At 50.1% G+C, this 25,522-nt stretch carries 23 protein-coding genes and 1 rRNA gene; 12 read left to right on the plus strand and 12 right to left on the minus strand.

The annotated features are described in order from the left end of the window. The first annotated feature begins 116 nt into the window (after positions 1 to 116). Positions 117 to 232 (plus strand): 5S ribosomal RNA (gene rrf / locus A9180_RS01250). Between the two features lie 124 nt (positions 233 to 356). On the opposite strand, the gene A9180_RS01255 is transcribed toward rrf, so the two are convergent. After that, the gene (locus A9180_RS01255) at positions 357 to 800 is read right to left on the minus strand and encodes an acetyltransferase (protein WP_064525425.1); all 444 of its coding nucleotides are present in this window, start codon (positions 798 to 800) and stop codon (positions 357 to 359) included. A gap of 156 nt (positions 801 to 956) precedes the next feature. Between A9180_RS01255 and metA the strand changes: the two genes are divergently transcribed. From metA to aceK, 4 genes are all read left to right on the plus strand, one after another. Further along, positions 957 to 1,886, plus strand: a complete 930-nt coding sequence (gene metA / locus A9180_RS01260; protein WP_064525428.1) for a homoserine O-succinyltransferase MetA — start codon at positions 957 to 959, stop codon at positions 1,884 to 1,886. A gap of 268 nt (positions 1,887 to 2,154) precedes the next feature. Then, positions 2,155 to 3,756, plus strand: coding sequence for a malate synthase A (gene aceB / locus A9180_RS01265; protein ID WP_064525432.1), 1,602 nt, complete (start codon positions 2,155 to 2,157; stop codon positions 3,754 to 3,756). Between the two features lie 29 nt (positions 3,757 to 3,785). Beyond that, positions 3,786 to 5,090: an isocitrate lyase gene (aceA, locus tag A9180_RS01270; RefSeq protein WP_000857847.1), complete on the plus strand. Its 1,305-nt coding sequence runs from the start codon at positions 3,786 to 3,788 to the stop codon at positions 5,088 to 5,090. A 308-nt stretch (positions 5,091 to 5,398) separates the two neighbouring features. Then, the gene (gene aceK, locus A9180_RS01275) at positions 5,399 to 7,123 is read left to right on the plus strand and encodes a bifunctional isocitrate dehydrogenase kinase/phosphatase (RefSeq protein WP_064525436.1); all 1,725 of its coding nucleotides are present in this window, start codon (positions 5,399 to 5,401) and stop codon (positions 7,121 to 7,123) included. Positions 7,124 to 7,139: 16 nt separating this feature from the next. On the opposite strand, the gene iclR is transcribed toward aceK, so the two are convergent. Next, entirely contained in the window at positions 7,140 to 7,964 is an 825-nt protein-coding gene (iclR, locus tag A9180_RS01280) for a glyoxylate bypass operon transcriptional repressor IclR (protein ID WP_000226399.1), read from the minus strand. A 199-nt stretch (positions 7,965 to 8,163) separates the two neighbouring features. On the opposite strand from iclR, the gene metH reads away from it, so the two are divergent. The 3 genes from metH to A9180_RS01295 all read left to right on the plus strand — a co-directional run bounded on the left by metH (position 8,164) and on the right by A9180_RS01295 (position 14,388). After that, positions 8,164 to 11,847 (plus strand): methionine synthase, encoded by a 3,684-nt coding sequence (gene metH / locus A9180_RS01285; protein ID WP_064525439.1) that lies wholly within the window; start codon positions 8,164 to 8,166, stop codon positions 11,845 to 11,847. Between the two features lie 289 nt (positions 11,848 to 12,136). Then, positions 12,137 to 12,586 (plus strand): hypothetical protein, encoded by a 450-nt coding sequence (locus tag A9180_RS01290; RefSeq protein ID WP_064525442.1) that lies wholly within the window; start codon positions 12,137 to 12,139, stop codon positions 12,584 to 12,586. 170 nt (positions 12,587 to 12,756) lie between these two features. Beyond that, positions 12,757 to 14,388, plus strand: coding sequence for a Na/Pi cotransporter family protein (locus A9180_RS01295; RefSeq protein ID WP_064525446.1), 1,632 nt, complete (start codon positions 12,757 to 12,759; stop codon positions 14,386 to 14,388). An 89-nt stretch (positions 14,389 to 14,477) separates the two neighbouring features. Here A9180_RS01295 and pepE read toward each other — a convergent pair whose 3' ends face one another. Further along, positions 14,478 to 15,167, minus strand: coding sequence for a dipeptidase PepE (pepE, locus tag A9180_RS01300; protein ID WP_000421749.1), 690 nt, complete (start codon positions 15,165 to 15,167; stop codon positions 14,478 to 14,480). A gap of 186 nt (positions 15,168 to 15,353) precedes the next feature. Between pepE and A9180_RS01305 the strand changes: the two genes are divergently transcribed. From A9180_RS01305 to rluF, 3 genes are all read left to right on the plus strand, one after another. Then, positions 15,354 to 15,647: a type II toxin-antitoxin system CcdA family antitoxin gene (locus A9180_RS01305; protein ID WP_064525449.1), complete on the plus strand. Its 294-nt coding sequence runs from the start codon at positions 15,354 to 15,356 to the stop codon at positions 15,645 to 15,647. Beyond that, the gene (locus tag A9180_RS01310) at positions 15,647 to 15,964 is read left to right on the plus strand and encodes a CcdB family protein (protein WP_064525452.1); all 318 of its coding nucleotides are present in this window, start codon (positions 15,647 to 15,649) and stop codon (positions 15,962 to 15,964) included. Before A9180_RS01305 ends, A9180_RS01310 begins: the two co-directional genes overlap by 1 nt. An 88-nt stretch (positions 15,965 to 16,052) precedes the next feature. Beyond that, positions 16,053 to 16,925: a 23S rRNA pseudouridine(2604) synthase RluF gene (rluF, locus tag A9180_RS01315; protein WP_064525455.1), complete on the plus strand. Its 873-nt coding sequence runs from the start codon at positions 16,053 to 16,055 to the stop codon at positions 16,923 to 16,925. On the opposite strand, the gene A9180_RS01320 is transcribed toward rluF, so the two are convergent. Next, complete coding sequence (locus A9180_RS01320; protein WP_001207629.1) at positions 16,926 to 17,198, minus strand: DUF3811 domain-containing protein; 273 nt, start codon at positions 17,196 to 17,198, stop codon at positions 16,926 to 16,928. 317 nt (positions 17,199 to 17,515) lie between these two features. Between A9180_RS01320 and A9180_RS01325 the strand changes: the two genes are divergently transcribed. Beyond that, complete coding sequence (locus A9180_RS01325) at positions 17,516 to 18,307, plus strand: nucleotidyltransferase domain-containing protein (RefSeq protein ID WP_064525458.1); 792 nt, start codon at positions 17,516 to 17,518, stop codon at positions 18,305 to 18,307. Between the two features lie 70 nt (positions 18,308 to 18,377). Here the strand turns inward: A9180_RS01325 and A9180_RS01330 are convergent, their stop codons facing one another. The 8 genes from A9180_RS01330 to A9180_RS01365 form a co-directional block, all read right to left on the minus strand. Beyond that, positions 18,378 to 19,520 (minus strand): lipopolysaccharide N-acetylglucosaminyltransferase, encoded by a 1,143-nt coding sequence (locus A9180_RS01330; RefSeq protein WP_064525461.1) that lies wholly within the window; start codon positions 19,518 to 19,520, stop codon positions 18,378 to 18,380. Between the two features lie 513 nt (positions 19,521 to 20,033). After that, positions 20,034 to 20,489 (minus strand): hypothetical protein, encoded by a 456-nt coding sequence (locus A9180_RS01335; protein ID WP_064525465.1) that lies wholly within the window; start codon positions 20,487 to 20,489, stop codon positions 20,034 to 20,036. Beyond that, positions 20,486 to 21,139 carry a DUF4376 domain-containing protein gene (locus tag A9180_RS01340; RefSeq protein WP_064525468.1) on the minus strand — a complete coding sequence of 218 codons (654 nt, stop codon included), beginning with the start codon at positions 21,137 to 21,139 and terminating at the stop codon, positions 20,486 to 20,488. Before A9180_RS01340 ends, A9180_RS01335 begins: the two co-directional genes overlap by 4 nt. Then, a complete protein-coding gene (locus A9180_RS01345; protein ID WP_064525470.1) occupies positions 21,139 to 22,620 on the minus strand; it encodes a tail fiber protein in 1,482 nt (493 codons plus the stop codon). The genes A9180_RS01340 and A9180_RS01345 overlap by 1 nt, the downstream gene beginning before the upstream one ends. A gap of 2 nt (positions 22,621 to 22,622) precedes the next feature. Continuing rightward, a complete protein-coding gene (locus A9180_RS01350) occupies positions 22,623 to 23,255 on the minus strand; it encodes a phage tail protein I (RefSeq protein ID WP_064525473.1) in 633 nt (210 codons plus the stop codon). Further along, positions 23,248 to 24,363, minus strand: coding sequence for a baseplate J/gp47 family protein (locus A9180_RS01355; RefSeq protein ID WP_064525476.1), 1,116 nt, complete (start codon positions 24,361 to 24,363; stop codon positions 23,248 to 23,250). Before A9180_RS01355 ends, A9180_RS01350 begins: the two co-directional genes overlap by 8 nt. Beyond that, positions 24,354 to 24,713 carry a GPW/gp25 family protein gene (locus A9180_RS01360; RefSeq protein ID WP_064525478.1) on the minus strand — a complete coding sequence of 120 codons (360 nt, stop codon included), beginning with the start codon at positions 24,711 to 24,713 and terminating at the stop codon, positions 24,354 to 24,356. Before A9180_RS01360 ends, A9180_RS01355 begins: the two co-directional genes overlap by 10 nt. Positions 24,714 to 24,811: 98 nt before the next feature. Beyond that, the gene (locus tag A9180_RS01365; protein WP_064525481.1) at positions 24,812 to 25,513 is read right to left on the minus strand and encodes a phage baseplate assembly protein V; all 702 of its coding nucleotides are present in this window, start codon (positions 25,511 to 25,513) and stop codon (positions 24,812 to 24,814) included. Positions 25,514 to 25,522: the final 9 nt, after the last annotated feature.

The raw sequence follows: 25,522 nt of genomic DNA on the forward strand, positions 1-25,522 counted from the left end.
ACCGTGAGGCTTAACCTTACAACGCCGAAGATGTTTTGGCGAAGAGACGACAATATCAGCTTGATACAGATTAAATCGACAGGTCGGAGAAAGACGTGTTGATAAAACAGAATTTGCCTGGCGGCAGTAGCGCGGTGGTCCCACCTGACCCCATGCCGAACTCAGAAGTGAAACGCCGTAGCGCCGATGGTAGTGTGGGGTCTCCCCATGCGAGAGTAGGGAACTGCCAGGCATCAAATAAAGCGAAAGGCCATCCGTCAGGATGGCCTTTTTGCGCTTGTGCAGAAAAAATGCCGGATGCGACGCTGGCGCGTCTTATCCGTCCTACGCAGGGCGTGGCAAGGAGTAACACCGCATTATTCCTCCACATACGCCAGATTCACCAGCGGATACGGTTTCCCCAGATCGTCAACTGCCGATCGTCCCGTAACCTTAAACCCCATCGTTTTATAGAACCCCACCGCCTGCGTATTTTGCTCATTAACATTGGTTGTCAGTTCCGGGGCCATTGAGAGCGCATGCTCCACCAGCATCCGCCCTACACCGCAGCCGTGCACATCAGGATCCACAAACAGCGCATCCATATGCTGTCCACTTAACAACATAAACCCAACCGGATGATCCTGCTCATTAACCGCGACCCACAACGGCGCTTCCGGCAGAAAGGAACGTACAAGTTCTTCCAGTTCAGCCCGATACTCTGCTGACAAAAAATCGTGGGTAGCATCGACAGAACGACACCAAATCGCAACGAGCGCTTCCCCTTCATCGTGCCGTGAACGGCGAATGCTAATAACCATTTTCACTCCTTTTATTCATGCTTATATTCTAACGCAGCCTTTTCCTTGAAACTTTCTCACCTTCAACATGCAGGCTCGACATTGGCAAATTTTCTGGTTATCTTCAGCTATCTGGATGTCTAAACGTATAAGCGTATGTAGTGAGGTAATCAGGTTATGCCGATTCGTGTGCCGGACGAGCTGCCCGCCGTCAATTTCTTGCGCGAAGAAAACGTCTTTGTAATGACGACTTCTCGTGCGTCTGGTCAGGAAATTCGTCCGCTAAAGGTTCTTATCCTTAACCTGATGCCGAAGAAGATCGAAACTGAAAATCAGTTCTTACGCCTGCTTTCAAACTCGCCTTTGCAGGTCGATATTCAGCTGTTGCGCATCGATTCTCGCGAGTCGCGCAACACGCCCACAGAGCATCTGAACAACTTCTACTGTAACTTTGAAGATATTCAGGATCATAACTTTGATGGCCTGATAGTTACCGGTGCGCCGTTGGGACTGGTGGAGTTTAATGACGTTGCCTACTGGCCACAGATCAAACAGGTGCTGGAGTGGTCGAAAGATCACGTCACCTCAACACTGTTTGTCTGCTGGGCGGTACAGGCCGCGCTCAATATTCTCTACGGTATCCCCAAACAAACCCGCACCGATAAGCTCTCTGGCGTCTACGAGCACCACATTCTCCATCCGCATGCGCTTCTGACGCGTGGCTTTGATGATTCATTTCTGGCGCCACATTCGCGCTATGCCGATTTCCCTGCCGCGTTGATTCGTGATTACACCGATCTGGAGATTCTGGCGGAGACGGAACAAGGAGATGCCTACCTGTTTGCCAGTAAAGACAAGCGTATCGCCTTTGTGACGGGCCATCCCGAATACGATGCGCATACACTGGCGCAGGAATATTTTCGCGATGTGGAAGCCGGGCTGAGTCCGGATGTACCGTATAACTATTTTCCGCATAACGATCCGCAAAACAAACCGCGCGCGAGCTGGCGCAGTCATGGTAATTTGCTGTTTACCAACTGGCTCAACTATTACGTCTACCAGATCACGCCATACGATCTACGCCGTATGAATCCTACGCTGGATTAATCTTCTGCGGCATTCGATCGTTAAGCGATTCAGCACCTTACCTCAGGCACCTTCGGGTGCCTTTTTTATTTCCGAAATATACATCAACAGGTGAATAAATTTTATTCATACTGTTATCAATAAGTTAACATACATTTTTATTTAAAATGGAAATTGTTTTTGATTTTGCATTTTAAATGAGTAGTCTTAGTTGTGCTGAACGAAAAGCGCACAACGATCCTTCGTTCACAGTGGGGAAGTTTTCGGATCCATAACGAGGAGCTGCACGATGACTGAACAGGCAACAACAACCGATGAACTGGCTTTCACAAGGCCGTATGGCGAGCAAGAAAAGCAAGTTCTCACTGCTGAGGCGGTAGAATTTCTGACTGAACTGGTGACGCATTTTACGCCACAACGCAATAAACTTCTGGCAGCGCGTATTCAGCAACAGCAGGATATCGATAACGGGACGTTGCCTGATTTTATTTCGGAAACAGCTTCCATTCGCGATGCTGATTGGAAAATTCGCGGGATTCCTGCGGACTTAGAAGACCGCCGCGTAGAGATAACTGGCCCGGTAGAGCGCAAGATGGTGATCAACGCGCTCAACGCCAATGTGAAAGTCTTTATGGCCGATTTCGAAGATTCACTGGCCCCGGACTGGAACAAAGTGATCGACGGGCAAATTAACCTGCGTGATGCGGTTAACGGCACCATCAGTTACACCAATGAAGCAGGCAAAATTTACCAGCTCAAGCCCAATCCAGCGGTTTTGATTTGTCGGGTACGCGGTCTGCACTTGCCGGAAAAACATGTCACCTGGCGCGGCGAAGCGATTCCTGGCAGCTTGTTTGATTTTGCGCTCTATTTCTTCCACAACTACCAGGCCTTACTGGCAAAAGGTAGTGGCCCCTATTTTTATCTGCCGAAAACCCAGTCCTGGCAGGAAGCGGCCTGGTGGAGCGAAGTCTTCAGCTATGCAGAAGATCGCTTTAACCTGCCGCGCGGCACCATCAAGGCGACGTTGCTGATTGAAACGCTGCCCGCCGTGTTTCAGATGGACGAAATCCTTCACGCGCTGCGTGACCATATTGTTGGTCTGAACTGCGGTCGCTGGGATTATATTTTCAGCTATATCAAAACGTTGAAAAACTATTCCGATCGCGTCCTGCCAGACCGCCAGGCAGTGACGATGGATAAGCCGTTTCTCAATGCTTACTCACGTCTGCTAATCAAAACCTGCCATAAACGCGGTGCATTTGCGATGGGCGGTATGGCGGCGTTTATTCCGAGTAAAGATGAAGAGCGCAATAGCCAGGTGCTCAACAAAGTGAAAGCGGATAAAGCGCTGGAAGCCAATAACGGTCACGATGGCACGTGGATCGCCCATCCAGGCCTTGCTGACACGGCAATGGCGGTATTCAACGACATTCTCGGTTCCCGTAAAAACCAGCTTGAGGTGATGCGCGAACAAGACGCGCCGATTACTGCCTATCAACTACTGGCACCTTGTGATGGTGAACGCACCGAAGAAGGTATGCGCGCCAACATTCGCGTGGCTGTGCAGTATATCGAAGCGTGGATCTCCGGCAACGGCTGCGTGCCGATTTACGGCCTGATGGAAGATGCGGCGACGGCTGAAATTTCCCGTACCTCTATCTGGCAGTGGATCCATCATCAAAAAACATTGAGCAATGGCAAACCAGTTACCAAAGCATTGTTCCGCCAGATGCTGGGCGAAGAGATGAAGGTTATTGCCAGCGAACTGGGTGAAGAACGTTTCTCTCAGGGGCGTTTTGACGATGCCGCACGCTTGATGGAACAGATCACCACTTCCGATGAGTTAATTGATTTCCTGACCCTGCCAGGCTACCGCCTGTTAGCGTAAACCACCACATAACTATGGAGCATCTGCACATGAAAACCCGTACCCAACAAATTGAAGAATTACAGAAAGAGTGGACTCAACCGCGCTGGGAAGGCATTACCCGCCCATACAGCGCGGAGGACGTGGTGAAATTACGCGGTTCGGTCAACCCGGAATGCACGCTGGCACAACTGGGCGCGGCAAAAATGTGGCGGCTCCTGCACGGCGAGTCGAAAAAAGGCTACATCAACAGCCTCGGCGCACTGACTGGTGGTCAGGCGCTGCAACAGGCGAAAGCGGGCATCGAAGCGGTTTACCTGTCTGGCTGGCAGGTAGCTGCGGATGCTAACCTGGCGGCAAGCATGTACCCGGATCAGTCGCTTTATCCGGCGAACTCGGTTCCTGCTGTGGTGGAGCGGATCAACAATACTTTCCGCCGTGCGGATCAGATCCAGTGGTCTGCTGGCATTGAGCCGGGCGATCCTCGTTATGTCGATTACTTCCTGCCGATCGTTGCTGATGCGGAAGCCGGTTTTGGTGGTGTACTTAATGCCTTTGAACTGATGAAAGCGATGATTGAAGCCGGTGCAGCGGCAGTTCACTTCGAAGATCAGCTGGCGTCCGTGAAAAAATGCGGCCATATGGGCGGTAAAGTACTGGTGCCAACTCAGGAAGCAATCCAGAAACTGGTTGCGGCGCGTCTGGCTGCGGACGTGACGGGCGTTCCAACCTTACTGGTTGCACGTACCGATGCTGATGCGGCGGATTTGATCACCTCCGATTGCGACCCGTATGACAGCGAATTTATTACCGGCGAGCGCACCAACGAAGGCTTCTTCCGTACTCATGCAGGCATTGAGCAAGCAATCAGCCGTGGCCTGGCGTATGCGCCATATGCTGATCTGGTATGGTGTGAAACTTCTACACCGGATCTGGAACTGGCGCGTCGCTTTGCTGAAGCCATCCACGCGAAATACCCGGGCAAACTGCTGGCTTATAACTGCTCACCGTCGTTCAACTGGCAGAAAAACCTCGACGACAAAACTATTGCCAGCTTCCAGCAGCAGCTGTCGGATATGGGCTACAAGTTCCAGTTCATCACCCTGGCGGGGATCCACAGCATGTGGTTCAACATGTTCGACCTGGCAAACGCTTATGCCCAGGGCGAGGGTATGAAGCACTACGTTGAGAAAGTGCAGCAACCGGAATTCGCCGCCGCGAAAGATGGTTACACCTTCGTATCTCACCAGCAGGAAGTGGGCACAGGTTACTTCGATAAAGTGACGACCATTATTCAGGGCGGTACGTCGTCGGTTACCGCGCTGACGGGGTCCACTGAAGAATCTCAGTTCTAAGCAACCGACAATCGTTGCTGACTATATGCCGGATAAGGCGTTCACGCCGCATCCGGCAATGAGCGCCTGATGCGACGCTGTCGCGTCTTGTCGGGCCTACAAATGTGATAGACACGTAGGCCGGATAAGGCGTTCACGCCGCATCCGGCAATAAGTGCCTGATGCGACGCTGTCGCGTCTTATCAGGCCTACAAATGTGGTAGACACGTAGGTCGGATAAGGCGTTCACGCCGCATCCGGCAATCAACGCCTGATGTGACGCTTGCGCGTCTTATCTGGCAATTCTCTGTTCCCGACGAGGGCAACAAATGCCGCGTGGCCTGGAATTACTGATTGCACAAACCATTTTGCAAGGTTTCGACGCTCAGTATGGTCGATTTCTCGAAGTGACTTCCGGGGCGCAGCAGCGTTTCGAACAAGCCGACTGGCACGCTGTCCAGCAGGCGATGAAAAACCGTATCCATCTTTATGATCATCACGTTGGTCTGGTGGTGGAACAGCTGCGCTGTATCACTAACGGCCAAAGCACGGACGCGGAATTTTTACTGCGCGTCAAAGAGCACTACACACGGCTTTTGCCGGATTACCCGCGCTTCGAGATTGCGGAGAGCTTTTTTAACTCCGTGTACTGTCGGTTATTTGACCACCGCTCGCTCACTCCCGAGCGGCTTTTTATCTTTAGCTCCCAGCCAGAGCGCCGCTTTCGTACCATTCCGCGCCCGCTGGCAAAAGACTTTTATCCCGATCACGGCTGGGAGGCGTTACTGATACGCGTCCTCAGCGACCTGCCGCTGCGCCTGCGCTGGCAGAATAAAAACCGGGATATCAACTACATCATTCGCCATCTGACAGAAACGCTGGGGACAGGAAACCTCGCCGAAAGCCATTTACAGGTGGCAAACGAACTATTTTACCGCAATAAAGCCGCCTGGCTGGTGGGCAAACTGATCACGCCTTCCGGCACGTTGCCATTTTTGCTACCTATCCACCAGACGGACGACGGCGAGTTATTTATTGATACCTGCCTGACGACGACCGCCGAAGCGAGCATTGTCTTTGGCTTCGCGCGTTCCTATTTTATGGTTTACGCGCCGCTGCCTGCCGCACTGGTCGAGTGGCTTAGGGAAATTTTGCCTGGCAAAACCACCGCAGAACTGTATATGGCTATCGGCTGCCAGAAGCACGCCAAAACCGAAAGTTACCGCGAATATCTCGTTTATCTACAGGGCTGTAATGAGCAGTTTATTGAAGCGCCGGGTATTCGTGGAATGGTGATGCTGGTGTTTACGCTGCCGGGCTTTGATCGGGTATTCAAAGTCATCAAAGACAAGTTCGCGCCGCAGAAAGAGATGTCTGCGGCTCATGTTCGTGCCTGCTATCAACTGGTTAAAGAGCACGATCGCGTAGGTCGAATGGCGGACACCCAGGAATTTGAAAACTTTGTGCTGGAGAAGCGGCAAATTGCTCCGGCATTAATGGAATTACTGTTCCAGGAAGCGCCGGAAAAAATCACCGATCTCGGCGAACAGATTGTGATTCGCCATCTCTATATCGAACGGCGGATGGTGCCGCTCAATATCTGGCTGGAACAGGTTGAGGGCCAACAACTGCGCGACGCTATTGAGGAGTACGGCAACGCTATTCGCCAACTTGCCGCCGCCAATATTTTTCCCGGCGACATGTTATTTAAAAACTTTGGTGTCACTCGTCACGGGCGCGTGGTGTTTTATGATTACGATGAAATTTGCTACATGACGGAAGTGAATTTCCGTGACATCCCGCCGCCGCGCTACCCGGAAGACGAACTTGCCAGCGAACCGTGGTACAGCGTCTCGCCGGGCGATGTTTTCCCGGAAGAGTTTCGTCACTGGCTTTGCGCCGACCCGCGCATTGGTCCGCTGTTCGAAGAAATGCACGCCGACCTGTTCCGCGCCGACTACTGGCGCGCATTACAAAAACGCATCCGTGAAGGGCATGTGGAAGATGTTTATGCGTACCGACGCAGGCAGCGGTTTAGCGTGCGATTCGTATAAATCAGAGACGAGAATGTCACCGCATTCCGCCATACGCCAGCGTCACTTCCTTCGCCGCTTTAATCACCATCGCGCCAAACTCGGTTACGCGATCATCGGTAATACGTGAAATCGGCCCGGAAATCGAAATCGCGGCAAACGGTTCGCGGTGCTCATCGAAAATACACGCCGCGAGACAACGCAGTCCCAGCGCATGTTCCTCATCGTCAAATGAATAGCCACGTTTACGCGTCTGGGCGAGGTCCTCTTTTAAATGCACAGGAGACACCAGCGTCGCGTGGGTATAGGCATGTAAGCCTTTGCGATGCAGAAGTTTCGTCACCTGTTCTTCGCTCAGTTGGGCTAAAAAGGCTTTACCGGCACCAGAGGCATGCATCGGTAACTTACCGCCGATAGGGGCTGACATACGCATCAGATGCGTACATTGTACCTGGTCGATAATAATCGCTTCGTGATCGCTATGATCCAGCACCGCCATATTTACCGTTTCGCCAGACTCTTCCATCAGATTGCGCAGAATAGGATGGACAATGGCTAACAGATTACGACTCTGGAGAAAGCTGCTGCCGACCATAAAAGCATGTGCGCCTATCGCCCAGTGTCCAAGTTCGCCAACCTGACGGACAAAGCCCTGTTGTTGCATCGTGGTTAGCAAGCGATGGGTCGTGGAATTAGGCAATCCGGCTTGCTGCGCCAGTTCGGTTAACGCCACACTGCCATTGGATTCGGCAATCCACTCCAGTAATTTCAGCCCACGCGTTAAAGACTGAACCTGTCCTGTCGCTGGTGCGGTGGCAACGGCGGGTTTTCTGCCGCGTTTTGCGGGAATGGGTGCGACCATGACAGCCTCCTTTTTCTGTATCGTGGAAATCATTTTCATTTTTATTGCTGTGTAATGCAATAGTAGCCACACTGATCCGATGAGTTAATGTTGAACAAATCTCATGTTGCGTGGTGGTCGCTTTTACCACTGATGCGTTTATGCCAGTATGGTTTGTTGAATTTTTTTACAGTCTGGGTTGAGCGTGTCGGGAGCGAGTGTGAGTAGCAAAGTTGAACAACTGCGTGCGCAGTTAAATGAACGTATTCTGGTGCTGGACGGCGGTATGGGCACCATGATCCAGAGTTATCGGCTGAACGAAGCCGATTTTCGTGGTGAACGCTTTGCCGACTGGCCGTGCGATCTCAAAGGCAACAACGACCTGCTGGTGCTCAGTAAGCCTGAAGTGATTGCCGCTATCCACAACGCTTACTTTGAAGCGGGCGCGGATATCATCGAAACCAACACCTTCAACTCCACGACTATTGCGATGGCGGATTACCAGATGGAATCCCTTTCAGCGGAAATCAACTTTGCGGCGGCGAAGCTGGCGCGTGCCTGTGCCGACGAGTGGACCGCACGCACGCCGGAAAAACCGCGCTATGTTGCTGGTGTTCTCGGCCCAACCAACCGCACGGCGTCTATATCTCCGGACGTAAACGATCCGGCATTCCGCAACATCACTTTTGACCAGCTGGTGGCGGCCTATCGCGAATCTACCAAAGCGCTGGTGGAAGGTGGTGCCGACCTGATTCTGATTGAAACCGTTTTTGACACACTTAACGCCAAAGCGGCGATTTTTGCGGTGAAAACGGAGTTCGAAGCACTGGGCGTTGAGCTGCCGATTATGATCTCTGGCACCATTACTGATGCCTCCGGGCGCACGCTCTCCGGCCAGACAACCGAAGCATTTTATAATTCTCTTCGCCATGCCGAAGCGCTGACTTTTGGCCTCAACTGCGCGCTGGGACCCGATGAACTGCGCCAGTACGTGCAGGAGCTGTCACGTATTGCAGAATGCTACGTTACCGCCCATCCGAACGCCGGACTGCCCAACGCCTTTGGTGAATACGATCTCGACGCCGATACGATGGCGAAGCACATCCGCGAATGGGCGCAAGCGGGCTTTCTCAATATCGTCGGCGGTTGCTGCGGCACCACGCCACGACATATTGCGGCAATGAGTCGCGCAGTAGAAGGATTAGCGCCGCGCAAACTACCGGAGATCCCCGTCGCCTGTCGTTTGTCCGGCCTGGAGCCGCTGAACATTGGCGATGACAGCCTGTTTGTGAACGTCGGTGAGCGGACTAACGTCACCGGTTCTGCCAAATTCAAACGCCTGATCAAAGAAGATAAATACAGCGAGGCGCTGGATGTGGCGCGCCAGCAGGTGGAAAACGGTGCGCAGATTATTGATATCAACATGGATGAAGGGATGCTTGACGCCGAAGCGGCGATGGTGCGTTTCCTCAGCCTGATTGCGGGTGAACCGGATATCGCCCGCGTGCCGATTATGATCGACTCTTCAAAATGGGACGTCATTGAAAAAGGGCTGAAGTGTATTCAGGGCAAAGGCATTGTTAACTCTATCTCAATGAAAGAGGGCGTCGACGCCTTTATCCATCATGCGAAACTGTTGCGTCGCTACGGTGCGGCGGTGGTGGTAATGGCCTTTGACGAACAGGGCCAGGCCGATACCCGCGCGCGTAAAATCGAGATTTGCCGTCGGGCGTACAAAATTCTCACCGAGGAAGTCGGCTTCCCGCCGGAAGATATCATTTTCGATCCGAACATCTTCGCGGTCGCAACTGGTATTGCAGAGCACAACAACTACGCGCAGGACTTTATTGGCGCGTGTGAAGACATCAAACGTGAGCTTCCCCATGCGTTGATCTCCGGCGGCGTCTCTAACGTTTCTTTCTCATTCCGTGGCAACGATCCGGTGCGCGAGGCTATTCACGCGGTGTTCCTCTACTACGCTATCCGCAACGGTATGGATATGGGGATTGTCAACGCCGGGCAACTGGCGATTTATGACGACCTGCCCGCTGAACTGCGCGACGCGGTGGAAGATGTGATCCTTAACCGTCGCGACGATGGCACCGAGCGTTTACTGGAACTTGCCGAGAAATATCGCGGCAGCAAAACCGACGACACCGCTAACGCCCAACAGGCGGAGTGGCGCTCATGGGACGTGAATAAACGTCTGGAATACTCGTTGGTCAAAGGCATTACCGAATTTATTGAACAGGACACCGAAGAAGCCCGTCAGCAGGCAGAACGCCCCATTCAGGTGATTGAAGGCCCGCTGATGGACGGCATGAACGTGGTCGGTGATCTGTTTGGCGAGGGCAAAATGTTCCTGCCGCAGGTGGTCAAATCGGCGCGCGTCATGAAACAGGCGGTGGCGTATCTTGAACCGTTTATCGAAGCCAGCAAAGAGCAGGGCAAAACCAACGGTAAGATGGTGATAGCCACCGTGAAGGGCGACGTCCACGATATTGGTAAAAATATCGTTGGCGTGGTGCTGCAATGTAACAACTACGAAATTGTCGATCTCGGCGTGATGGTGCCTGCGGAAAAAATTCTCCGCACCGCCAAAGAAGTGAATGCTGATTTGATTGGTCTTTCGGGGCTTATCACGCCGTCGCTGGACGAAATGGTTAACGTGGCGAAGGAGATGGAGCGTCAGGGCTTTACCATTCCGCTATTGATTGGCGGCGCGACCACCTCTAAAGCGCACACGGCGGTGAAAATCGAGCAGAACTACAGTGGCCCGACGGTGTATGTACAGAACGCCTCGCGCACCGTTGGTGTGGTGGCGGCGCTGCTTTCCGACACTCAGCGCGATGGTTTCGTTGCTCGTACCCGCAAAGAGTACGAAACCGTGCGTATTCAGCACGGGCGTAAGAAACCGCGCACACCACCGGTCACGCTGGAAGCGGCGCGTGATAACGACTTCGCTTTTGACTGGCAGGCCTATACGCCACCGGTGGCGCACCGTCTCGGCGTGCAGGAAGTTGAAGCCAGCATCGAAACGCTGCGTAATTACATCGACTGGACGCCGTTCTTTATGACCTGGTCGCTGGCCGGGAAATATCCGCGCATTCTGGAAGATGAAGTGGTAGGCGTTGAGGCGCAGCGTCTGTTTAAAGACGCCAACGACATGCTGGATAAATTAAGCGCCGAGAAAACGCTGAACCCGCGTGGCGTGGTGGGATTGTTCCCGGCAAACCGCGTGGGAGACGACATTGAAATCTATCGTGACGAAACGCGTACACATGTGATTAATGTCAGCCACCATCTGCGTCAACAGACCGAAAAAACGGGCTTCGCTAACTACTGTCTCGCTGACTTCGTGGCGCCGAAGCTATCCGGCAAAGCGGATTACATCGGCGCATTTGCCGTGACTGGCGGGCTGGAAGAGGACGCACTGGCTGATGCCTTTGAAGCACAGCACGATGATTACAACAAAATCATGGTGAAAGCCCTTGCTGACCGTCTGGCGGAAGCCTTTGCGGAATATCTCCATGAGCGCGTGCGTAAAGTTTACTGGGGCTATGCGCCGAACGAGAACCTGAGCAACGAAGAGCTGATCCGCGAAAACTACCAGGGCATCCGCCCGGCACCAGGCTATCCGGCTTGCCCGGAACACACGGAAAAAGCCACCATCTGGGAGCTGCTGGAAGTGGAAAAACACACCGGCATGAAACTCACGGAATCTTTCGCGATGTGGCCTGGTGCGTCGGTTTCAGGTTGGTACTTCAGCCACCCGGACAGCAAGTACTACGCCGTGGCGCAGATTCAACGCGATCAGGTTGAAGATTATGCCCGTCGTAAAGGTATGAGCGTTACCGAAGTTGAGCGCTGGCTGGCGCCAAATCTGGGGTATGACGCGGAGTAAATTAAAATACCGGGGTATTTGCCCCGGTTGAGACTGATGGCAAACGTAAAATTGCCGGATGCGCTACGCTTATCAAGCCTATATTGACATTGCAATATCATGATTATTGTGGGGCTGATAAAGCGTTCATGTCACATGCGGCATGAAAAAAGTCTACTTTACCTGTAATCTGAGGCACCGAATAACCCACAGGCGCAGCACATACAACGGGAAGTATGAAGAGTATAAAAACGGCGGATTATAAGGCTCATATTTATTAATGAATTTTTTCATAAAAAGGATTTACTTTATGCACAGGCAATATAAAAAATATATTCTTCTTTTTTGGGGCGTCATGGATGTTATTGCGATAGCCTCGTATTTGTTTTACTCGATCGGTAATGGCCGTATTCCCTTCTATTCCGATATTGTCCATTCAATCTCCTTACTCCGGGATATCGGTGTTGAAGGCGGTTTTTACGCTTATGCGGTCGCTACTATTGCGCTACAAATTGTGTTAATGATCTCTTTATTCTTTTCTGCGCAATGTTTTTTAAGACAAAAAGAGATCAGTCTTCCTTTTTTTGCTTTTCAGGAAGTCATGCGTTTTGCTACCGTGAGTTGCTCAATCTCTATAATACCGTTGTTGCTTAATTATTTTAATTCTCAAAACCTGGTCTTAAATATTTCGTTATTTATTTTCTCAGAAGTTATAAAAACGACAACGATTATCTGGTGTAAACGTTATGGAAAAATGTGACGAAAATAGCAACAGGCAGAGACAAATTTTTATAAAAAAGAGGTTTAAAATGCTTTCTTGTATAAATCTCTTATACTGAGAGCATGCACAGGTGAAATGCCTGGATAAAAACAACATAATTAGAAAATCCTCAACAAGGAAATGCATAACAAAAAGGAGAACCAGATTCCGTGCTAACCTTGCTTCACCTGCTTTCTGCCGTCGCCCTGTTGGTCTGGGGGACGCATATTGTCCGAACGGGCGTAATGCGCGTCTTCGGCGCACGCCTGCGTACTGTTCTTAGCCGGAGCGTCGAAAAGAAGCCGCTCGCCTTTTGCGCGGGTATCGGCGTTACCGCACTGGTGCAGAGCAGTAATGCCACCACCATGTTGGTGACCTCGTTCGTCGCTCAGGATCTGGTTGCTCTCGCGCCCGCGCTGGTGATTGTACTGGGGGCAGATGTCGGGACGGCGCTAATGGCGCGAATCCTCACCTTCGATTTATCCTGGTTATCACCATTACTCATTTTTATCGGCGTGATTTTTTTCCTCGGACGCAAGCAATCACGCGCCGGGCAACTGGGCCGCGTTGGTATTGGTCTTGGGCTGATTTTGCTGGCGCTGGAGTTGATTGTGCAGGCCGTAACGCCGATCACCCAGGCAAACGGCGTTCAGGTGATTTTTGCCTCGCTGACTGGCGATATTCTGCTGGATGCGCTGATTGGTGCGATGTTCGCCATTATCAGTTATTCAAGTCTTGCCGCCGTACTGCTGACTGCTACTCTGACCGCCGCAGGCATTATCTCCTTCCCGGTAGCGCTCTGCCTGGTCATCGGCGCTAACCTCGGTTCCGGCCTGCTGGCGATGCTCAACAACAGTGCCGCTAATGCCGCTGCTCGCCGTGTTGCGCTGGGCAGCCTGCTGTTTAAGCTGGTGGGTAGCCTGATTATCCTGCCGTTTGTCCATATTTTGGCCGAGACTATGGGCAAGTTATCGCTGCCCAAAGCGGAACTGGTTATCTATTTCCACGTCTTTTACAATCTTGTGCGCTGTCTGGTAATGCTGCCGTTTGTCGATCCGATGGCGCGGTTTTGCAAAACGATTATTCGCGATGAACCCGAACTGGATGCCCATCTAAAACCAAAACATCTGGACGTTAGCGCGCTGGACACGCCGACCCTCGCTTTGGCAAATGCAGCCCGTGAAACCCTGCGCATTGGCGATGCCATGGAACAGATGATGGAAGGGCTGAATAAAGTAATGCACGGTGCACCTCGTGAAGAGAAAGAGCTGCGCAAGCTGGCGGATGATATCAACGTGTTGTATACCGCGATTAAACTTTACCTGGCGCGGATGCCAAAAGAGGAGCTGGCGGAGGAAGAGTCGCGTCGCTGGGCGGAAATTATCGAAATGGCTCTCAACCTGGAGCAGGCTTCTGATATCGTCGAGCGCATGGGCAGCGAAATTGCTGACAAATCGCTGGCAGCACGGCGGGCATTTTCGCTTGATGGATTGAAGGAACTGGATGCGCTCTATGAGCAACTGCTCAGTAATTTAAAACTGGCGATGTCGGTGTTCTTCTCTGGCGATGTCACCAGCGCTCGTCGTTTACGCCGAAGCAAGCACCGCTTTCGCATTCTTAATCGCCGCTATTCCCATGCGCACGTCGATCGCCTGCATCAGCAAAACGTGCAGAGCATTGAAACCAGTTCGCTACATTTAGGCTTACTGGGAGACATGCAGCGCCTGAACTCGCTGTTTTGTTCGGTAGCTTACAGTGTGCTGGAACAGCCTGATGAAGATGAGGGACGGGACGAGTATTAATACCGTGACCCTGTAGGCCTGATAAGACGCGTAAAGCGCCGCATCAGGCACTGTGTACAAGATGCCGGATAATGCATCCGGCAATTCACTTAAAAACGGTGACCCGCTTCCAGTGGCACCGCTTCCTCACCGGCTTTAAACACATAAGTGGTATTTGGGCCACCCAGCGTAGCGTGACCTTTACTCACCGTGATCCAGTTACCTTCCGGCAGACCAATAATGGTTAGTTCTGGCGCGACTACCAGCAGTTCGCGAATACGCTGCTCGCGCGTTTCACCTTTATGGCCTTCCGGCAGCGCGTTGGTGAAGTGCGGGTTGATTTGCAGCGGGAACAGATTCAGCGCATCGAAACCTTGCGGATCGACAATCGGCATATCGTTGGTAGTACGGATGGTTGGGCAAGCCAGGTTAGCGCCTGCACTCCAGCCGATATACAGCGCGCCACGTTTCACCACGTCAACAATGGGGGCCAGCAGACCGCGCACACGGCATTCCTTCAGCAACTGGAAAGTGTTGCCGCCGCCGACAATCACGATCTCAGCATTTTCAATCGCGGCAACAGGATCGGCCACGCTATGAATACCGGTGACAGAAATGCCAAGCGGAGCGAGGACCGCAGCCGTTTTGGCGGTGTAATCATCCCAGGTTTGCGTTACGCCAGCGAAAGGAATAAACACCGCTGAACGACGACCTTGCAACTGTTCAGCAATCAACGGCAGCGCATGTTCCAGCCAGGCTTTACCCGGCAGCGTCGAGTTACTCAATAAAAGCAGTTCCATTACTTCTCCGGTTAGTAAGAAATCACGGGAGGCATGCTATCACTGTGATTTTAACCGCTTACTGACGTGGCTCACGATGTTGCGCATTGCTTCTGGAAAGCGCCTCGCAAGTTTGAATGATTAGGCGTGACAGGTATTCGCAACAGAGGTATTTATCGACAAATATCTAAGAGAACTGGAGGAAAAATGCTCGCTAATTACGCTACTTTTAGACAGAGTATGCGCATCATGATGGAGGGAATTATGCGCACGATGTCGAAGGTGAAAAAATCTGTCAATGTCTCGCTGGCACCAGAGATTCTGGAAGAGGCACGTAAACTCAAACTCAATCTCTCGGCGGTATTAACTGAAGCGTTACTGGAAAAAATCCGTCAGAATCAGAGAGAAATCTGGTTGCGGGAAAATAAAGAATCCGTTGATGCGGTCAATCAGTGGGTGGATGAGAACGGTTCATTTAGCGATTACCAAAGGTCATTCTAATGGAGCAATATTGTGCTTATGAGAACCTGGGGAGTGGGCGTCACGTATATCCTTATCTTATCAATCTCCAACATCCTGTCGCCAATGTATTAAAGCATGCCATTGTTGCTCCGGCGGTCAGACTTGATCAGCTACCGGGCGGTAAACCGCCGGTAAAAGTTTGTCCGGTGGTTTCAATAGCGGGCCAGGACCACATGGTGATGACACATATGATGACAGGGATACCGCTAAAAGAGTTGGGAGAACGTATAGCTGATCTTAGTCAACAGCGAATCGTACTGCGTGATGCTATCGATTTTTTATTAAACGGCTATTAATGCTGGCACGTAACTTATCGTATCCCACATAAATCCTGTTTTTCAGGAAGAGGAGGTACGGTATATTCCTCGTTTTACAGGAGAATTTATGCTGCCCGACTCATCAGTCCGTTTAAATAAATACATCAGCGAAAGCGGAATTTGCTCACGCCGCGAAGCGGATCGCTACATTGAGCAAGGCAATGTGTTCCTTAATGGCAAGCGTGCCACCATTGGCGATCAGGTGAAACCCGGCGACGTTGTGAAAGTAAACGGTCAGGTGATTGAGCCTCGGGAAGCCGAAGATTTAGTGCTTATCGCCCTGAATAAGCCGGTGGGGATTGTCAGTACCACCGAAGATGGTGAGCGCGACAACATTGTCGATTTCGTTAACCACAGTAAACGCGTATTCCCGATTGGTCGCCTGGATAAAGATTCTCAGGGGCTGATTTTTCTCACCAATCATGGCGATCTGGTCAATAAGATCCTCCGCGCGGGTAACGACCATGAGAAAGAGTATCTGGTAACGGTGGATAAACCGATTACCGATGAATTTATTCGTGGCATGGCGGCAGGTGTGCCGATTCTTGGGACGATGACCAAAAAGTGCAAAGTTAAAAAAGAAGCGCCGTTTGTCTTTCGCATTACGCTGGTGCAGGGGCTGAACCGTCAAATCCGCCGGATGTGTGAACACTTTGGTTACGAAGTGAAAAAGCTGGAACGTACGCGCATTATGAACGTCAGCTTAAGTGGCATTCCGCTGGGTGAGTGGCGTGATTTAACCGATGATGAGCTTATCGATCTCTTTAAGCTCATTGAAAATTCCTCTTCCGAGGCGAAGCCTAAAGCGAAGGCCAAACCGAAAACGGCAGGTATCAAACGCCCGGTGGTGAAGGTAGAAAAAACGGCGGAAAAAGGTGGCCGCCCGGCATCAAACGGCAAGCGTTTCACTTCGCCGGGGCGGAAGAAAAAAGGTCGTTAATCAGCGTTTGCCGCGCGTTGACGTATTTGCCGACCAACTGAATGACGCTTCAGGATCCGGTTTATAAGCCTGCTTTTTCTTCAACTGGCGGGCTTTTTTCGCTTCAGCCTCACGCTCAACCATCAGCTTATCGATGTACTCTTTCTTAATGCTGTTAGTTTCGGCGTTGGTCAGCACGCGGCCATGCGCAATACGTGCCCGATCCAGCAGCGTTTTTAGCTCGCGCTGCTCGCGTTCAGTCATCTCTTTTTGGGTAATACGGGGGAGTGCCATGATGGTGCCCTCAGTTAATCGGATAGCTCAGTGTACGGGAATTTATTTGCGAGCAGAACCGATAAGATTCATTTTTCTTTCTCTTTAATATTTATCTTTTTAAATAATTAGTGATAAATAAAGATAAAAAATTAAACGAAAATCATTCATCGATAACTTATTGAATCTAATTAAATTTTTATTACTCAATGCGTTAAAGCTAATATTTCATTTCTGGCACGTTTCTCGCAATAATGCTCTCGTATTGACAACATCCCTGTTTTCAGTGGGCTGGACCAGGTTCTGCACGGGTTAGTTAACATCAAAGGATGAAAAAAATGCCATTAAATGGAGTCAGTGCTGCGATGCGCGAACGGGTATCGCAGCAGTTAAAAGAAATAGAAAGGCGCTATGGCGTGAAAGTGCTTTACGCCTGTGAATCAGGAAGTCGCGGCTGGGGATTTGCCTCGCCCGACAGTGACTATGATGTGCGTTTTTTGTATGTTCATCCGCTGGAATGGTATCTGCGGGTGGAGTCACCGCGCGATGTTATCGAACTGCCCATCGATGACGAGTTAGATGTCTCCGGTTGGGAATGGCGCAAAGCGCTGGGATTGCTGAAAGGCGCGAACCCGACGCTGATAGAATGGCTGGATTCACCGGTGGTCTATCAACAAGACGAAGAAACGATAACGGCGCTTAAGGCAATGGTGCCGAAGTGGTTTTCTCCGCTGCGCGCGCGCTGGCATTACTATTCGATGGCGCGGAAAAACTTTCGCGGTTATTTACAAGGCGACGAAGTTCGGCTGAAAAAATACTTTTACGTGCTGCGTCCGCTGCTGGCCGTGCGTTGGGTTGAAGCGGGAAAAGGCGTACCGCCAATGCGTTTTGCTGATCTACTGACGGGAAGCGAACTTGATGCGCCGTTACGCGCGGAAATAGACGAACTGCTGGAACGCAAACAGCGCGCGGGAGAAGCGGAATATGGCCCTCGTCGTCCTTTGCTGCATGAGTTTATTCGTGCAGAACTGGCGCGTGGAGAAATTCCACCTGTGTTACCGGACAATCGAGATGGAGATGTTCGGGAATTGGATAGTTTGCTGTATCAAACAGTAATGCGCCGGGCATAAAGCCCGGTATTGTTTTCTTACTGTGTCAATAGTATTTTTCAAAAAATTCGTCGCTAAAGTTTTAATTAGATCAATCAAACCAATTGCTAATTACAGTTTCAAACTTGTGAGTGACTTGCCACCATAAATAATTTTCCATGACAAATTGTTTTCCGTGATGGGCAACACTAAGTAAATCAGAATTGTTAAGTGTTTTTTCTATATCTACAGCAATTGTTTCGGGTGTCATCGGCTCTTGCAGGTGATAGCCGGTATCTTTATCTTTTACAAATTCTATCATTCCACCTCGAGTACTCACCAGTACAGGTTTACCTGCACTCATCGCTTCTATTGCCACCATACAAAATGGCTCCTGAAATTGAGATGGAATAACAACTAAATCAGCCAGAGAATAATAGCGATACATTTCCTCAGGAGCGACACCTCCTAACATATGGCAGTGTGAACCTAGTTGTTTTGCTAATTCTCGAATTTTCTGTTGGTAAATTCCTTTTTCACCCTTACTTTTGCTCGCATAATCTCCGATAACAACCAGTTCTATATCATCATGGGTTCTGATGAGTAGTTCAAACGCTTGCAGAAGTAACATCAACCCTTTTTCAGGAGATATTCTTCCCGCATAAAATATAATCTTCTTGTCAGGGGATATGTTCAGATCAGATCTGTTGATTTTGGCATGGTGCTTATCTGTATTATATGGATCTGTGCCATTTGGAACTATAGCGATGTCTGCATCAGGAAGGAACCCCTGATAATAGTTTTTTAAATAGTTGCTGGGGACGATCATTTTGACATCGGCATCCATTCCTTTTGGCTCATAAGCGTTATGCATATGCATTACTATTTTTGCCTGAGGTGAACGCTCATGAATCTGACGATATAACTTCATGCTATTATGTACAATGATTACACTGTTATCCGTAATATTGAAATCGTTAGCGACATTCAAAATTCGTTGAGAGTAAGGTAGGGGATCTATACGCGTCAATTTCTGAAATATGCGTTTATAAATTCGACTGAATCCGATGCGATGAATTGAGCATCGTTCACTGACAGTGGTGGTATCAGAATAACCTTCTTCTTTTATACAAACAATTCTATTCGGTATTCTTGTCATCATAGCAACCTGATAAATCCAGGTTTCTACAGCAGCAGCGCAACGTGGAGGAATGGAAAAAATTGGCGTAACAGTGAAAATTATTTTATCAACCATGATGAATTATCCTTTTTATTGTTACCTTGCTTTATTGAGTTTTTATAAGCAAATGAGGAATCAGCGTATGTGCATAGTGTATGTATGAATGTTGCCCTACTTAAGCCTCTATCTTTGTGGCGTGCAGACAGTAACGTGTTATCTGACTCATTTTTATTAGTGATAACCTTACTTTTCCAGAGGAGTGAGGCAGTAAACATGCTGTTTCCTCGCATCGTCTATGAGGGCGCCAAAAGGACAAACTATATTTGAAGTGATTTATAACGCAATATATTTATGTTTAAAAATCGCTTTTTATTCTCTATGCAAATGTTTTGTGTGGAATGATATTTTTTATGAATGCCTTATAGCCTGATTCTAAATAGCCTCGCGGAATAGTGTTCCACTTTCGGTCAGCCCTTTTGGGGTAAGGCACTGAGGCCATTTTCTCTGTCTGACCGTGCTTGCATCGGGGATGTGTCTATATAAGCTATTTAGAGTATATAAGGAACCGGGCACTGTGCCCGGTGTTATTTACGGATGGGATTGCCAGTTACTTACTAAGGCATACAGGTGATTTGGTGAGTATCGCCAACTATCTTTTAATTGCAGGAATTCAGCACAAAATTCACTGCAAAACAGGCGATCGCGCTGTTCTTTATTGCCGGTGATAATTCCAAGCGCGCCGCGCCAGTCATATTTTTTGCCATCATGTTTATGGAAAAAAGCTTCAACGTCCTGAAGGCTGGAGTTAAGTGGCAGCATATCCCACTTATCTGGCGGTAATGGCATTATCTTTCCGCGTACGCCGCGATCGCGTAGGGATGCGGAGTAACAAAGGTAACTCTTTTCACCATGCTTAACGGCTAATTCACAGTGGGAATAACTACCGCGTGTGATCTTACGGGTAAGCCAGTCAGCCAGTCGGGCAATACCGCGGTGCTCTGTTCGGCCCTTATAACAAGCGAGCCAGACAGTGGTTTTACTCATGGTTGCCAGCCTGTGGAGTAATCGTAATCGAGCACCGCCTGAATATCGTCCAGAGCTTCCACCGCCGCGATATGACGTTGGGCGTTGGCGAATAAGCGCATATCGTGATCCATGGTGACGGATTCAAACTGCGCGGCGATTTCGTTGGTTAACTCAATCAGACCGTTATTTTTAGTTTTCCACATTAAACCTGGCGGAATTTGTTTCTCCTTACCCATTTTAGTGAGCGAGATCTGTTGGATTCGGCTGCTGGTATCACTGTGGAAGTGATGGTCGTTGATGATGATGTAGTCTGCCGTTATTTCATCTCGTCGATTTTTGATATCCTCCATTTTATTTTTTTTAGCAGTTACGATTGTTACAGCATTGATTATCGTTTCGCCATTCCAGAACCATTTCCCATTTGTTGAAAAATCATCAGGAACATTCTCAGATGAGATCTCACTGATAGATGAATTTATTGGCCAAATCGCTGATGCATCAGTATCCGCAATGCAAATTCTACCTGTGCTGTCATAAGCAATTTTTAACGTTTCGGCAGAAAATTTTTTTTGTGCCTCGTACCAATCAACATCGTCATCAGATTTTAGATAAAAAATACCACCAATACTTTCTGCCGGTTTATAGAGTGTGAAATTTTTATATTCCATTAAAGTTGTCCTACCGTATACCAAGAACCTCTAACCTTTATCTGAAGTGGGCGAAATATAGCGAGATCATCTCCATCCACTTCTCCGATAATTCTCAACCCAGTCAGAACATTACCAGGAAATTCATAGCGCCCCCCTTTTGCCATAACCTGATCAAATTTAGCACCCAGTCTGACATCTGATATAGATGCAGTGGTGTTATTCAAAGCTGTATTTGCTTTGTCCATCGCAGCCTTCACCGCACTGGGTGTCGCCGCCTCTGTTGTACTGGTGCTGTTTGTTGTGTTATTAAGCTTCACAATCCCTTTTTGCGTCAGCGTACCGTCCGGGATACCAGTAATTTGATTCCATGGATGAGTATGGCTTGCCGGAGCTTTAGTGTTCGCAAGGTCATAGGCAACCTTAACTGAGTATGGCGTTGCTGCTTCTGTTGTACTGGTATTAGGGACGGTACTGCTTAGCTGAACAATTCCTTTCTTACCAAGAGTTGCGTCGGGAATATTGGTAATCTGCCCCCAGGGGTGCGTATGACTACCCGCAGCCTTACCATTCGCCAAGTCATACGCCGCCTTCACCGCACTAGGCGTCGCCGCCTCAGTCGTACTGGTGCTATCCGTCGCGTTATTAAGCGTCACAATCCCTTTTTGCGACAGGGTGCCGTCTGGAACACCCGTAATCTGCCCCCATGGGTGAGTATGGTTTCCCGCAGCCTTACCATTCGCCAGGTCATACGCCGCCTTGACCGCGCTCGGTGTCGCCGCCTCTGTCGTGCTGGTACTATTGGTCGCGTTATTAAGCTTCACGATCCCTTTTTGCGCCAGCGTGCCATCCGGAATATCAGTAATCTGACTCCAGGTATGACGATGATTTCGAGCTTCAATCATCGCTGCTTTCACCGCTTTGGGCGTAGCCGCTTTGGTTTCGTCATCGCTGTCAGTGGAGTTACTCAACTGCGTAAAGCCTTTTTGCGATAACGTAGCATCAGGATGATTAGTTGAACGTTCATGTTCATCCAGTTGCGAATCGACGTAATCGCGCGTTGCCAGCACAATACTGGGGTCAACGGTGAGTGTTACCGCTGCCGTATTGGAAACTTCCATAATAAGACGAATGCAAACTTGCTTACCGCTGCCGCCGGGTAATAGCGGTTTATACGACTCAGGGAATTTACCGATAGCAATGAGTTCACCGTCAGTATCAAAAACACCGACTTCACGTACATACCAGCCACCGATATTTTCGGGCAGTACAAGTTCCGCAATTAACCAGTTAGGATTATTGGGCGCAACGGTTAATGTATTTAAATCGCCACGCCATACTTCGTGACGTAATTTAGTTTGGCTGACGGTGGGTTCATAATATTGCCCACCGCCGTCTCCAATGGCCATCTTTTGTAGATGAAGCTGTTTTTTATTTGCAAGGGCATTGGCAATTTTTACCATCCCCCTGCTGGTGAGCAGAGTATAAAACTCATTATCCATAATCACTCCGGGTAAATAGATGTAATTTCAAGGCTCCATTGCCCTGTTCCGTAATAAATTGATGTGTTTTGCTGTACTTCCCTTATCTGGAAAGGTAAAACCGTCGTCAGTTCACCACCATAAAGTGCACAACCAATAACAGGAATAGCACTTTGGTTAATGATCCAGACAATTAATGCTTCCAGTTTTGAACGTGTGTTTTTATATTCATGAATGAGTTCTACCAGATTATTGAAAAGGTTTTCATCCATGCCTTTATCCACCAGCTCTATATCAACCTTAAAAAAATAAGCCTTCCCGCCATATTCAAACCATTCGGAAATAGTTCCGGGTAGCGAGAGTATTTCCAGTACCTGCCGTACCGCCCAAATTGTTCCTTTATATTTATGCAGCTCAATGGCTTGCTTAATTAACTCGCGCTTCTCCCGCTCATCGGTGGTAAATAACCAACCTTCCAGCCCCTGAACGTGAAATTGTTCTGCAAGCGTAGGCAAAGCCGAAGCATCAACCAGGTCGACCAGATAAACCATCAACGCCGTCAGATCGAGTTGGGCAAAACGCTCGGCGGCGATATTTGCCAGAATCGAAAAACGCTCATCGCTGGCAAGCGGCGGTGGCGGCAGCAATTTATCCATCGCTGACTCCGGCAATCGTGACGTCTATTGCGGTGCATTCCGCCCACTCATGTGCCTGCAAAATGCGTTTTGTAGGCAAGTTCAGCACAACGTCATAGACGCCATTGACCTGTAACACTTTGATTATCTGGTTTGGCACAATGTCCTGTCCCAGATGTTTCTGCCGCTGTTGCGTCCAGAGGCTAATCGCTTTACGCGCCGCAGCCAGCGTTGTCTCCTGATCGGCGGTGGTAAACAGCGTTAGCTGCGCACGGATCTCATACGGTACTCGAAGAGCGCATTTCGCACTCACTTTGTCGGTCAGCGGACGTTTTTTCTCCTTGCTAACTTCCTGTTCGATTTGCACGAGCAGTTCCACGCCCGGCAGGCCATTCAGCGTTAGCGGGTAGATCTCCACGCAGCCTTCTGGCAACCCCTCATCTGGTCCCAGTACTGCAACGTCAATAATCGACTGGCTAACAGAAAGCGTATGAAAGCGGTATGCGCCATAGCTGCCTGCATTGCTGAAGCTTTCTGGTGCCAGTTGGATACGCTGGCGCAATGCCTCATCGCTCTCCTCACCGCAGCCGCCCGTTGACGCAGTCAGGTTGGTTACGTTGATGTCATAATGACCAATCCTGTCGACAAGTGCGCTAATTTGTGCAGGCTGCCAGCCGTTACCCTGTTCACCTGTTGCGAGGCTGGTGGCAGGAACGGCGATATGCAAACTTCCCGCCGGAAGCAGAACATCTTCATCGGTGGCGAACATCACGCTATCAGAGGCACTGGCCCGCGTCCCCTGGGGAATCAGGATATTGCTGGCATATGTACTGACGACCGAAAACTGCAACGTCGTTTTTGCCGGTTGTGCAGGTAAACGGTGAACGCCCACCAGTTCACCTAAATAATCCAGCATTGGCGCGCGGGAATACGCGACCAGGTTTTGTTTCGCCGCTTCCTGAATGGCGATGCGTACAAGGTTTTCACGATAGGCAAACAGGTCGATAAGCAACCGCTCGGCCTGTGCCGGGTAGAGTTTTTTACCGCTGGCATCTTCGTATTGCGCAATCATCTCACTGGTAATTTGCGCAGGATCGCGGTCAATAAAATTGGGTTCGGCTATCGCCATAACACCTCCGTTGAGTTGATAACACCGTCAGCGGCGCGCCATTGCACACGTAACGTCAGATGTTCACCGTCGATTACTGGTGTCACCTTCAGCAACCGGCATCGCGGTTCCCACTGGCGGATGGCTTCCACCGACTCCCGTACCACATGCGGGATTGCCCGCTCGATGGGGTAATCGATGTAGTGCCACAAGTTGCTGCCAAACAGCGGTCTGTGGGGATCACTGCCGCGCGGTGTACGCAGAATGATGTGTATTGCCTGGTGAATATCATCCTGCCCGCAGACGTATTCTTCAGGCCGCTGCAAGGCTGGTTGCCAGTGCAGCGTTGAGGGTCTTGTTTTTGTGTTCATGAGGGTATTTTCGCCCTGAACGGGCAGTGGCGATATTAAAGCGATTTAGAAAACTGATTGATTAAAAAGAGAAAACCCGCCATCAGGCGGGTTAAAAGTTAGTGTGAATGGTGGTTTGAGTTGCCTCCGCTGTCCTGCAATGTGCCGCTGGCCTGAACGTTGCCGATCACGTTGACATTGCCGGTTATCGTGGCGGCGTTACCGATGCCTCCACTTCCTGCCATCCCGCCAAGCCAGGTGAGTTTTTTCATTACCGTGACGTTACCAGTAAAGGTACTTATGGGCGCATCTACCGTCACTGCTGCCGCTTTAACATTGACCTCAGTGGCGTCGATGTTGACATCGGTCGCTTTAACATCGACGGTATCGGAAGTCACGCTGACCTGTTGGGCTTTAATCTCAATGTTGGGCGATGTCAGGCGGGTACTGTCGATAACCTCAATCACGATTTTCTCGATACCGCCGTTAATCGTAAGTTGGTGGGTGCTGCGGTCATATTCAAACGCTGCGCCATCAGAAAACTGGACGTAACGTTTGTCGCGCGAGGCCACTGGCGCGGTGTCAACCGTAGAATAAACTGCGCCCAGCACCACGCCATCTTCACCGTTATCGTCCAGCAGAACTTCCACTTGCTCGCCCATATCCGGTAGCCAGTAGTCTTTATTGTCCTGGGAATTGCGTTGAAGTACCGCAAGCCAGTTGCTCTTCAGATTGTCACACTCTGGCAGCGTGACCCGCACCCGAACGCTGGTTTCGTCAATATCGCTGATAATCCCCGTTTGCCGGGTTACTCCTTTCATATTGCCTCC

This window comes from Escherichia sp. B1147 (assembly GCF_001660175.1).
Lineage (GTDB): Bacteria > Pseudomonadota > Gammaproteobacteria > Enterobacterales > Enterobacteriaceae > Escherichia > Escherichia whittamii.